Source organism: Aquirufa antheringensis, assembly GCF_004307425.1.
Lineage (GTDB): Bacteria > Bacteroidota > Bacteroidia > Cytophagales > Spirosomataceae > Aquirufa > Aquirufa antheringensis.
In genome coordinates this window covers 330,616-342,841 of sequence record NZ_SEWZ01000002.1, presented here as the reverse complement: position 1 = coordinate 342,841, position 12,226 = coordinate 330,616, and the positions used below count along the sequence as shown (strand labels likewise).

General features: G+C 43.4%; 6 protein-coding genes. All 6 read left to right on the top strand.

Annotated elements, in window-relative coordinates:
• Positions 1-3: 3 nt before the first annotated feature.
• Genes EWU21_RS04395 through EWU21_RS04370 form a run of 6 tightly spaced genes read left to right on the top strand, consistent with a single transcriptional unit; the run spans position 4 to position 12,220 of the window.
• Entirely contained in the window at positions 4-7,077 is a 7,074-nt protein-coding gene (locus EWU21_RS04395; RefSeq protein ID WP_130895597.1) for a hypothetical protein, read from the top strand.
• Between the two features lie 20 nt (positions 7,078-7,097).
• Positions 7,098-7,376 carry a hypothetical protein gene (locus EWU21_RS04390; protein ID WP_130895596.1) on the top strand — a complete coding sequence of 93 codons (279 nt, stop codon included), beginning with the start codon at positions 7,098-7,100 and terminating at the stop codon, positions 7,374-7,376.
• 1 nt (position 7,377) lies between these two features.
• Positions 7,378-8,337: a hypothetical protein gene (locus EWU21_RS04385; RefSeq protein ID WP_130895595.1), complete on the top strand. Its 960-nt coding sequence runs from the start codon at positions 7,378-7,380 to the stop codon at positions 8,335-8,337.
• Complete coding sequence (locus EWU21_RS04380) at positions 8,337-9,671, top strand: PA14 domain-containing protein (RefSeq protein ID WP_130895594.1); 1,335 nt, start codon at positions 8,337-8,339, stop codon at positions 9,669-9,671. The genes EWU21_RS04385 and EWU21_RS04380 overlap by 1 nt, the downstream gene beginning before the upstream one ends.
• Positions 9,661-10,332, top strand: a complete 672-nt coding sequence (locus EWU21_RS04375; protein ID WP_130895593.1) for a hypothetical protein — start codon at positions 9,661-9,663, stop codon at positions 10,330-10,332. Before EWU21_RS04380 ends, EWU21_RS04375 begins: the two co-directional genes overlap by 11 nt.
• Before the next feature lies 1 nt (position 10,333).
• Entirely contained in the window at positions 10,334-12,220 is a 1,887-nt protein-coding gene (locus EWU21_RS04370; protein WP_130895592.1) for a LamG-like jellyroll fold domain-containing protein, read from the top strand.
• Positions 12,221-12,226 lie beyond the last annotated feature (6 nt).

Below are 12,226 nucleotides of genomic sequence, written 5' to 3'. Positions count from 1 at the left end.
TTTATGAAGAAAATAAGTACACTCATCGCATTCATCTTGATTTCTTTTGTCGGTTTTTCACAGACCAAAGGAATCTCCTATCAAGCCGTCATCATCGATCCGAACCCGATTCAAATTCCGGGTTCCGATGTGTCAGCGCAACCTTACGTGAGCAAGGAGGTCTGGATCCGTTTTGGAATCTATGCCGGCACGACCTTGCAATACGAGGAACTTCATAAGACCAAAACAGACGAATACGGTCTGGTAAACCTGATTATTGGCGGTGGTGTCAATACCGGCAAAGCGGGTACGTTTACGTCTTTGAGCTGGGATGGCGTCACAAAAAACATCATCACAAACGTGAGTTTTGACCAAGGGGGTCGCTATACCGAGGTAAGTAATCAGAAATTAAATTACACGCCTTACACCTTGCTAGCAGAGACAGCGGTGAAATTAGCGGGGGTTTTACCGATCGCTTCGGGAGGTACGGGTGCGACGAATGCCATCGCTGCGCGAACAAATTTAGGCTTAGGCAATGTGGACAATACGGCGGATATCGACAAGCCGGTGTCTACGGCGACTTTGGCCATCTTAGACGTCAAAGAATCTGTCGCAAACAAATCAACGAACATCATCGCGGACTCCGCCTCGTCCGTAAAATACCCGTCTGTGAAGGCGATTAAGGAATACATCGATAACAGAAACTCCGCCATGGCGCTGCAGTCGCAACAGGCAAATCGCGCTAATTTAGCGGCCAAAGCCACGGCACTAGAAACCCCGCGCACCATCAACGGAATTCCTTTTGACGGTACCACAAACATCACGATTCCAGTAGGTGTAACCCCGCCAGATGCGGATGCAACCACAAAAGGTTTAGTCAAATTAACGGGCGATTTAACAGGAACGGCAGATGCGCCGGCCATTGCTATCGGCGCTGTAACGACCGCGAAAATCATAGACGGGGCGGTTACTGATGCAAAAATCACCTCCGTTTCCGGATCGAAAGTAACGGGAAATATCACCGGGAATGCAGCGAATATAACAGGAATGCTTGCTGTCTCAAACGGCGGAACAGGTGCAACGACGCCTTCTGGTGCCTTAACGAATCTAGGCGCGGAAGCAGTAGCGAATAAAAGTACAGATCTTAGTGCTGACGCAAATTCGACTCAGAAATACCCTTCCGTGAAATTAATTAAAGACTACGTGGATACACGCGTAGCCGCAGCTGGGGTGAGCGACGGGTCGATTACCTCTGCTAAAATCGCAGATGCAACCATCGTCAGTGCAGACATCGCATCGAATGCAGCTATCACAAACGCACAATTAGCGAATAGCTCGCTGACCTTGGGAACGACGAACATTGCTTTGGGTGGAACGGCCACTTCGTTAAGCGGGCTGAGTTCTGTTACGGCTACTGGCTTCACAGGAGCTTTGACGGGTAATGCGACGACCGCGACTTTGGCAGATGCAGCCACAAAACTAGCGGCTACAAAAAACATTAATGGTGTGGCCTTCGATGGTTCTGCTGATATTACGGTGACGGCGGACGCGAATACATTAACTGGGACCTCATTAGCGAGCAACGTATTGAACTCAAGTTTGACATCGGTGGGAACGATTACGTCTGGAATCTGGAGTGCGACTACGATTGATCTGTCCAAAGGAGGTACCGGCGCCACTACCGCAACCGGCGCCTTAACAAACCTAGGCGCAGAGGCAATTGCAAATAAAAGTACAGACTTATCAGTAGACGCGAATTCGACAGATAAATATCCATCTGTCAAATTAATCAAAGACTACGTAGACACCCGCGTGGCTTCAGCCGGCGTTAGCGATGGGACTATTACTTCGGCTAAAATCACGGATGCTACCATCGTAAGCGCTGATATCGCGGCGAACGCAGGTATTACGAATGGACAATTAGCAAATAGTACAACGATTTTAGGAGCGACCACGATGGCTTTGGGCGGTACCGTAACTTCAGTGACGGGCTTAGAGTCCTTGTCATCTACAAGTTTCACCGGAGCTTTAACTGGAAACGCCAGCACTGCAACAAAATTAGCTACTTCACGCGCCATTAACGGGGTGAGTTTTGATGGTTCAGCTGATATTACGATTGCAGCAGATGCGAATACATTAACGGGAACTACACTTGCGAGCAGTGTGGTAAACTCGAGCTTAACGAGCTTGGGAACGATTACGAGCGGTATTTGGAGTGGAACGGCGATAGCTATCGCGAATGGAGGAACAGGATCTACGACGAAAAACTTTGTGGATTTAACGACGGCACAAACGATAGCGGGAGCTAAGACCTTTAGCAATCAAATGACTGTTCCATCGATTGTATTAAATAACGGAACAGCGATTTGGGAGTTTGGAGCAGGGGTAGGTTCGACTGGAATTTCTTTATTACAGGGCGGATGTTGTGGTCGGTTAATGATGGATGATAATGGCAGATTAGCTTTAGGCGCGAATTATGCACCTACCACTTTTCAGTTCGATGTGCAAGGAAATGCCAGGTTTACGCAAGATGTGACAGCCCCTAATTTTCTAGGCAATGCGACTACTGCCACGACAGCGGGTAACATTACTGCGACATCGAACACAACTTTGACATCATTAACCAATTTAGCTACAGTAGGTACAATCACTTCCGGAACTTGGAGTGCGTCCACAATTGATATTGCCAAAGGAGGTACCGGCGCCACAACCGCTGCAGATGCCAGAGCAAATTTAGGCTTAGTGATAGGAACAAATGTACAAGCACCATTAACGGCTGGCTCCGGAATTTCAATTGCTTCCGGAACTATTTCGGCAACAGGATTAACTACTGCGAATTTAAGCTCAACGGCAGGCATAACTGTAGGGCAATTAGCGAACAGTACGACGATTTTAGGTTCGACAACCATGACATTGGGCGGAACGGTTACTTCGGTGACCGGCTTAAGTTCTGTTACTTCCACAAGTTTCACGGGAACCTTAACGGGTAACGCAAGTACCGCCACAAAACTTGCCGCGACGAAAAACATCAACGGTGTAGCGTTTGATGGTTCAGCTGACATCACGGTGACGGCTGATGCGGGAACGTTAACGGGGACAACACTTGCGAGCAATGTGGTGACCTCGAGCTTGACTTCAGTAGGAACGGTTACGAGTGGTGTTTGGAGTGGAACGGCGATTGCGATTGCCAAAGGAGGTACCGGCGCCACAACAGCCGCAGACGCCAGAGCAAATTTAGGCTTGGTAATAGGGACAAATGTACAAGCACCCTTAACCGCAGGATCGGGCATTTCGATTGTATCTGGAACAATCTCTGCCACGGGATTAACCACTTCTAATTTGGCTTCTAATGCAGCCATTACAAATGGACAATTAGCGAACAGTACGACAATCTTAGGTTCGACGACCATGACTTTGGGCGGAACGGTGACTTCGGTGACGGGATTAACTAGTTTGGCTGCGACAACTCTTACGGGTACCTTGTCGGGAACGGCTGCCGCATTAACGACAGGCAGAACGATTTCGACTACTGGTGATGTAACCTATACTTCAGGTATTTTTGATGGTACAACGAATGTCACCGGATCCGCTACTTTGACGAATACGGCGGTTACGGCAGGATCTTATGGTTCGACGACGGCCATCCCTACGTTTACGGTCGATAGTAAAGGCCGCTTAACCGCTGCTGGAACGGCGTCGATTATAGCGGAGGCGGGTACTTTATCAGGGACTACGCTTGCGAGCAATGTGCTCACCTCTAGTTTAACAGGTGTTGCTACGATCACTTCTGGAACGTGGAATGGATCTACCATCGGTGTTGCTTATGGTGGAACGGGAGTGACCTCATCGACGGGTACGGGAAGTGTTGTTTTGTCAAACAGCCCTACGCTTTTAACTCCGGTATTAGGGGCGGCGTCTGGAACTTCTTTGGCCTTAAGCGCCGGATTAACTGCCTCTAACGCAACCGTTTCCGGAACGATCACGGCAAATGCATTTGTAGGAAACGGTTCTGGTATCACGAATTTGAGCAATAGCGCAACAACGGCGACAGATGCGAATACGGCCTCTGCCATCGTGGCGCGTGATGCCAATGGAAACTTTAGCGCGAATGTTATAACGGGAACCTTATCGGGAACGGCCACCGCATTAACGACAGGTAGAACGATTTCTGTCTCTGGAGACGTAGACTTTACAACAGGCGCATTTAATGGAACAAGTAATGTAACGGGTTCAGCCACTTTAACGAATACGGCGGTTACGGCAGGATCCTATGGTTCGACGACAGCCATCCCTACGTTTACGGTCGATAGTAAAGGTCGTTTAACCGCGGCTGGAACGGCGTCGATAATTGCGGAGGCGGGCACCTTATCAGGGACAACTCTTGCGAGCAATGTGGTGACCTCGAGCTTGACTTCAGTTGGGACAATCGCGAGCGGTGTTTGGAGTGGAACGGAGGTTGCGATTGCCAAAGGAGGTACCGGCGCCACCACCGCAGCCGGGGCTAGAACGAATTTAGGATTAGGATCTTTGGCAACAAAATCAACCATCGCAAATGCGGATGTAGCCTCAGGCGCAGCAATCGATTTCGCGAAATTAAATATCACCAGAGCAGATATCGCCGGCTTAGGAATTCAAGATGGTTTAACGGCTGGTTCTGGTATTTCACTTTCCTCTGGAACCATCTCCGTAACGGGATTAACTACGGCGAACTTGACTTCATCGGCCGGAATTACAAATGGTCAATTAGCGAATAGCTCTATAATGTTAGGTTCGACTACTATGAGTTTGGGAGGAACAGTTACAAGTGTGACAGGATTGACTAGTTTAGCTGCGACCAATTTTACCGGTACATTATCTGGAACAGCAACTACAGCAACAAATCTTGCAGGAGGTGTTGCAGGCTCTATTCCTTACCAAACTGCAGCAGGTACAACAGCTATGATTCCGGTGGGATCTGCGAATCAGGTTTTAACCTCGGTTGCTGGTGGTACTTATACTTGGACTACTCCAGCTTCGGGAATAAGAGGTTCTGGAACAGTTAATTATTTGTCAAAATTTGACGGATCAACAACTAATCTAGGGAATAGCAATCTTTATGACGATGGAACTAGTGTTTTTGTTAATGCCACATCAGGCGCCGGTGGAAATAAATTTGTTATTAATTCTGGAGCAAGAACTTTACCTGCAACAACCGGTACAACACAATCTGGAGGAGCAATTCGTTTAGGAGGTTCGAGTAATGATGTGATGGATATGGGTATTGGGTCATTAAATGGCTGGATACAGGTAGCTGACAAATTAAATTTAGGCTTTAACTATTCATTATTATTAAATCCCAATGGAGGAAATGTGGGAATTGGAGTAACAGCTGCACCTAGTTCCAAACTTGAAGTAGCGGGCAATATAAAGGCCGCTTCAATTAATGAAATGGTTGTTAATACAAAAGGGACTAATGTTATTTTGGGCCAAGGAAACGTACTAGGAAGTTTAACGACAGGGTCCAATAACGTAGCAGTAGGTCAATACACGTTAAATTATTTAGAAAGTGGAAGTGAGAACTTAGGAATGGGTTATTCAGCTATGTACAGCACTAGAGGTAGTAATAATGTGGGACTAGGACATAATTCATTATGGACAAACAATACTGGAAATAATAATACAGCTTTGGGCCATAGTTCAGGTTATGCAAATACAGGTTCTAATAATACATTTTTAGGATATCAATCAAACTCATCAGGATCTGTTACGAATGCTACGGCCATTGGTAATGGAGCAATTGTAACATCAAACAATACCATTCAACTAGGTAATTCTAGTGTAACGAGTGTGGTGACAAGCGGAACGATTAGTGCAACTGGATTCACCGGGGCTTTAACGGGTAATGCGAGTACAGCAACGAAATTAGCCACTTCGCGCGCAATTAACGGAATTGCTTTTGATGGGTCAGCTGATATTACAATTGCGGCAGACGCTGGAACCCTAAGTGGAACCATATTAAAGTCTACCGTCACAGGTTCTAGCTTGACAGGCGTTGCAACGATTACCTCTGGAACTTGGAATGGATCAACTATTGGTGTTGCTTATGGTGGAACAGGCGTTACGGCATCGACAGGTAGTGGTAACTTAGTTTTGAATACGAGTCCTACGTTAGTAACTCCTAATTTAGGAACTCCTACCTCTGTCACTTTAACCAATGGAACGGGCTTACCTATTTCAACGGGTGTAAGCGGATTAGGTACGGATGTGGCGACGTATTTAGCTACTCCATCTAGTGCAAATTTAGCTACTGCTATGACGGATGAAACAGGAACAGGGGCATTAGTATTTGCTAATACACCTACTTTGGTCACTCCAGTTATCGGATCAGCCACAGGAACATCTTTAAGCTTATCGGGTAACTTAAGTGCTGCAGCAGGAACGTTTTCTTCGACTTTAAACGCGGGAGCTTCTACACTGGCGAGTGCGGCTGTTACGGGTAATGCGACAGTGGGAGGAACACTAGGAGTAACGGGAGCTACAACTTTATCTTCTACATTAACAGCAGGAACCTCTACCTTAACTAGCTTAAGCGTCACAAATAGTGGAACAGTAGGTGGAACATTGGGAGTTACTGGGGCGACAACCTTGGGAAATACATTAAGTGTATCGGGTGCTACAACACTAGCAGCAGTAACAGCAACTGGTGCAGCAACATTTAGTAACACGGTGAAGATTACAACAGGAGCAGCTGCAGGTAAAGTCTTAACTTCTGATGCAACCGGAAATGCCACATGGAGTAATGCAGGTGGAACGGTAACAACTACAAGTTCAAATACAACATATACTACAAGTAATGTAACCTATATCATTTTTACAGGTTCAACCGCATCTCAAACAATCACATTACCCACAGCTTCAGCTGCAGGTAATGGAAGAGAATATACCATTAAGAATGTCGCTAGTGTTAGTGTAACTATTTCGGCAGGGGGATCTAATATTATATCGGATAGTACTACAACTGCCGCTACATTAGCTTTACTTGGTATAGAGCCATCTAACAATTGGATGAAGTTAATTTCAGATGGTACAAGTTGGTATGTCATGAGAGCTCTATTCTAAAAAATTATACAAACAACAACATGAAAAACATCTTTCTACTCGCCGGAACTTTGGCCCTATTCTCTTTCGCCGCTGATAAATTCATCTCGATGCGCATCGCGGAACCTACCGTGAATTACCACTGGAATAATTTGAATTCCATTAAGGCGATTGCGGACCAAAGCAACTTGCCCCACTCGCAAGTGAAATTCATCATCGCTTCGATCGATAGTTTACAAAAAGACATGGCGCGCACAGCTCGTTTGGACAGTATGGTAGCGGCTCCTGCTCCTGCAGCAGCGCCATCTAAAAAGAAATAGGGTGAAAAAAGTAGTTTTCCTTTTATTGGTATCGTTTTATTCCTTTGCCCAAACGGGTATAGGGACGACTACGCCTGTGAATAAATTCGAAGTAGTCACAACTACGGCGGATCCAGCATCGACAGGGTTAAATGCGAATGGAAATTTAAGAATAGGCCCTAGTGTTGGGACGCATGTGTTAGACTTTGGCCTTAGCTCAACATCTACTTTTTCTTGGTTGCAAGCGAGGTCAAAATCGGCCTATGGAACTACCTATAATTTAGCCTTAAATCCGATAGGTGGAAATGTGGGGATAGGCACTACTAACCCGACGGCTAAACTGAACCTCATGGGTGGGGGTATTCGTATTCATGGTGGGTTTAGTAATAGTTCCACTAGGCCAGCGATCAATACTTCTACGATAGGGAACTATGAAATAAGAGGAGTTGGAAGTGAATCTGGAACAACCCAAAGAGATGGTGGAGATGATGGTTTCTTAAGGTTATCCGCAGGAGGGGGTACAAATGCAAATACTCAATCTTCTATTGATATTTCCGGGTTTTCTAATCAGGCAGATATGGATAACAATATTGTTATCAAAACCGCAGGTGTAGAAAGAGTAAGGATAGATAAAAATGGATCCACATCGGTTACAGGAAGTTTAACAGGAGGCAATACGGTAAGCTCTAAATTAAGTGGATTTGTCTCTAATACCAGCTCGGAATCCGTTAGTAGGTCTATTTCAGTTATTGATAATGGAATGATTCTAAAATGTAGCGCAGGGATAACTCTTACGCTCCCTGCATCCGGTATTCCAGAAGGGTTTAACTGTATGGTTTTGCAACAAAGTACTAGCCAAGTTACCTTTTCTGGTACGTTTAACAATCGAAATGGCTTTTCAAAAACAGCCGGCCAATATGCTATCGCCACAATACTTTATGTTGGGGGCGTTTATATCGTGTCTGGCGAAATGAGCAATTAATGAAAAAGATAGTATTTCTTTTATTGTTTTCGATCAGCGCAATTGGCCAAATAATGTCAACCTATTATCCTACTTTTGAATCGAATCGTGGAAAAGGGAATAAGTATTTGTTTTACAGGTTATATAGCACATCATCATCTACTTTTCCCGCATCTGCCGCCGAATTTGAAGCTAACTTTACCACTCCGGCAAATTTTAAACTTGCTGGTTATGTACCCTTATCTAGTAATGCAGGAGGTTTAAATTCATCTTCTAGTTATAGTGCAAATCTTATTAATTTTTTAAGTCAGACTGATTTAAAAAATGCTATAAATAATCAAACTCCCTATAGTGGTTTTACTGGTGATGGTTTTACTATCGTAGTGTCTGGTTATTTTATTCCAAAGCAGACTGGGACCTACACGTTTACGATTGAAGGGGATGATGCAGTAGATTTATTTATAAATGACCAAAATGTAGTTAATCACTATGGCGCACACGGTTATAGTGCAATAGGTACTCACACAGGTACAATTTCTTTAATAGCCGGGAAAAAATATCTGTTCCGAGCTAGGATGCAAGAGGGTGCAGGAGGAGAAGTCATGCAACTTTTTTGGAAAAAACCATCGGAATCATCTAGTTCAACCTGGTACCAGGATATGGAGGAGTTATCAGGAGAAGAAGTTGTTCCCAATGGTCTCGTTTTTAATGTTGATCCGGGAAATTTTTATTCGTATCCTAAAAATGGGACCTCTGTGTCTGATTTAAAACGAAATGCTACGGGTACAATAGGCGGCAATATGGTTTTTAGCAATACGGCTGGGGGAGCTTTTTCATTAGATGGCAATGGAGATTATATTGATTTTGGTAAGACTCCCACAAATTTCCCCACTGGTGATATCAGTGTTTTTGCTTGGATAAGACCCACCTCTCTGACGAACGGTTGGAATATATTTATGAGTAAATGGTTCACTGATTTTGCAGGCAATGGTGGATATAGTGATTTTCATTACGCCATTTACCCTAATGGCGGAATTTATTACCAAAATTTATACACGGCAACCCAATATAATTTATTTGGTGCTACTGCTATTTCAACAAACACATGGTATCAAGTTGGCTTTACTATAGGTGGCGGATATATGCAAATGTATATTAATGGAACTACAGACGGTGCTCTTAGAGCTAATAGTCGCACTAATTATACGCAGTCATACTTTTGGTTAGGCGATGGAAGGGTAGGGGCAGGTGGACTAATAGGAAATTTGGGTTCTGTATTTATCTATAATCGAGTGATTGCAGCTGACGAAGTACTTCAAAACTATAACGCAACGAAACATAAATATGGGCTTTAGAATATATGCGCGTCTTATTTTTGTGTTCCTAAGCTTTTCTATAAAAGCCCAAACGGGCATAGGCACCACCACGCCTAATGCTGCCGCGAAACTGGAAATTGCAGCAACAGATAAAGGATTACTGATTCCTCGCATGACGAAAGCTCAACGTGAGGCAATCACTCTTTCTTCTGCGGCAAATGGACTGATGGTTTATCAAACGGATGATTTAGCCGGCTTTTATGTTAATACAAGTACTACAACCACCGTTTCTTGGACTCGCGTAAATAGTAATTGGACACGATCGGGCAATGACATTGCCTTTACGACTGGCAATGTCTCAACAACAGGAACATTGACGGGAGGGAATACAAGCAGCTCTACGATTTCTGGATTTGCAGCGAATGTGGGAACCATATCATCGGCATACAATATAAGCGCTGCTGATAATGGTAAAATTTTACAATCCACCAGTGCCACTGCTATTACGATAACCATTCCCACGGGATTGCCCACTGGGTTTAATTGTACAGTAGTCCAAATGGGTGCCGGTCAACTAACCTTTTCCGGAACCTACTTTAATAGAGGGAGTTTTACCAAATCAGCTAGTCAATATTCCGTTATAAGTATTATTCATTTGGGAAGTAATAACATCATCGTTTCAGGCGAAATGAGTAATTAAGATGAAAAAGCTAGTATTCTTTTTATTAGTATTCTCCTTAAATGCTTGGGCACAAATGGCGCTACCTGTGCAGCAATCTGTTTTGCCTAAAAATAGTTTAGTACTAGATTATAACTTTTCAAATGCGAGTAGCTATACGCGTGATGCCACATCGGTTACTAATATCGCAAGTAAGACATCGGGAAACGGGACATTAGTTAATAGCCCCTCTTTCATAAATAGCTTGGGGTATATTGCATTAAACGGAACGGATCAATATGTGGTAACTCCTAATATTAGACCTTACTTTAAATCAGTCAACTCTTCGGTTCAAAAAAGCTTTACGATGAGCATGTGGGTATTTCCTACTCAATTGAATGGGGTTATTGTAAGTGAATTAAATTCGCAAACTCCTGGATCAGGCTGGCATGCAAGTAATATAGAAATTGTCAATGGCGTCTTTAAATTTAGAGTTTGGTCAACTAGTACAGCTATTTCCTCTTCGAGCGTCGCTTTAAATCAATGGTATCATTTAGCACTAGTTTATGATGGTACTACATCTAAAGCCTATCTAAATGGAATCTTACAAGGTACTCATGTGATCGATCGTGAAATTCCTACTACAGCCCAGCACTATGCTATTGCTGCAACAGAGCCTACTAATATGGGTTCAAGTGGGTATGGAGGATTTAATTTAGCGCAATTTAAAATACATCAATTGCCCTTAACTGATAGCGATATTTTACAGGAATATGAGACAAGGAAAAGTGAATTTGATTATGTGATTCATAGTCCTTCCACAAATTCGAATCCTATTTATTGGACTGTTTCAAGCGCATGGAACTCATCTACAGGTGGTACAGGAGCTTCTGACGCATTTGCCGCTGGTCATTATAACCCTTGGTTGAATTCCACTTTAGGCTGGGCCGCCCAAGCAAATAATACAAGTCAATTTATTACTTTAAGTTATGATTCTCCCGCTTTACTAAAGGGAATAGTGACACAAGGAAGGGCATATAATGGAAACCAATGGGTAAAACAGGCTACTATCGAAACCAGTATGACGGGTGCTGCTCCATGGACAAGTGTCTGGACAAATAAAGCTTTACATACAAATTCCACAAATGATCTTCTTACTTTATTTTCAACTCCCATTTTTGCGAAAGCCGTAAGGATATCACCCACTGATTGGAACAATCACATTACACTGAGAATGGGATTAGTGGTTAAAAAAAATGATTTTATATCAGATAATTTAGTTTTACACTTTAATCCAGCTATGACGGAAAGCTATAGTGGATCAGGGACAACCTTGATTGATTTAGCGGGAAATGGATTGAATGGGACAGCAAGTAATTTGACCTATTCTACTCCCTCATTTACCTATAATGGATCCTCATCACAAGTTAGTATTCCAGACAATGCTTTATTGGAACCTGGGACAGGAAATTGGACAATTGAAACCTGGATTAAGCCAACTCAATTTACTACTAGTTCTCAAACGGTACTAGGGAAATATAATAATGGTGGATTAACGGCAACTATATCCTACGCTTTGCGTGTGTATAATGGTTCAATTATAGCCAATTTCAGCAACGGATCTACCGGCTTTTTAAGTGATTCTTTTTTGCTCACATTAAATAATTGGGTACAAATGGTATATGTGTGGGATAAAGCCAATAACAATTTATATACCTATTTTAATGGAGAATTAAAGCAATCAAAAACAATTACAATTTCAGGTATTTTGAATGCTACTACGAATTTGTACTTAGGATCGTACAATGGGGGGGAATATCCTCAATATTTTAATGGTCACATAGGTATAGTTCGATTATATAAAAAAGCACTTATTGCGTCTGAGGTAGCTAAAAATTTCAATGCAAATAAAGTTTTGTACGGATTATAAGTAAGT

What these genes read in the sequence shown, in the direction of transcription:
- EWU21_RS04395 (WP_130895597.1), top strand. Translation starts at nt 4, where the DNA reads ATGAAGAAAATAAGTACACTCATCGCATTCATCTTGATTTCTTTTGTC.
- EWU21_RS04390 (WP_130895596.1), top strand. Translation starts at nt 7,098, where the DNA reads ATGAAAAACATCTTTCTACTCGCCGGAACTTTGGCCCTATTCTCTTTC.
- EWU21_RS04380 (WP_130895594.1), top strand. Translation starts at nt 8,337, where the DNA reads ATGAAAAAGATAGTATTTCTTTTATTGTTTTCGATCAGCGCAATTGGC.
- EWU21_RS04375 (WP_130895593.1), top strand. Translation starts at nt 9,661, where the DNA reads ATGGGCTTTAGAATATATGCGCGTCTTATTTTTGTGTTCCTAAGCTTT.
- EWU21_RS04370 (WP_130895592.1), top strand. Translation starts at nt 10,334, where the DNA reads ATGAAAAAGCTAGTATTCTTTTTATTAGTATTCTCCTTAAATGCTTGG.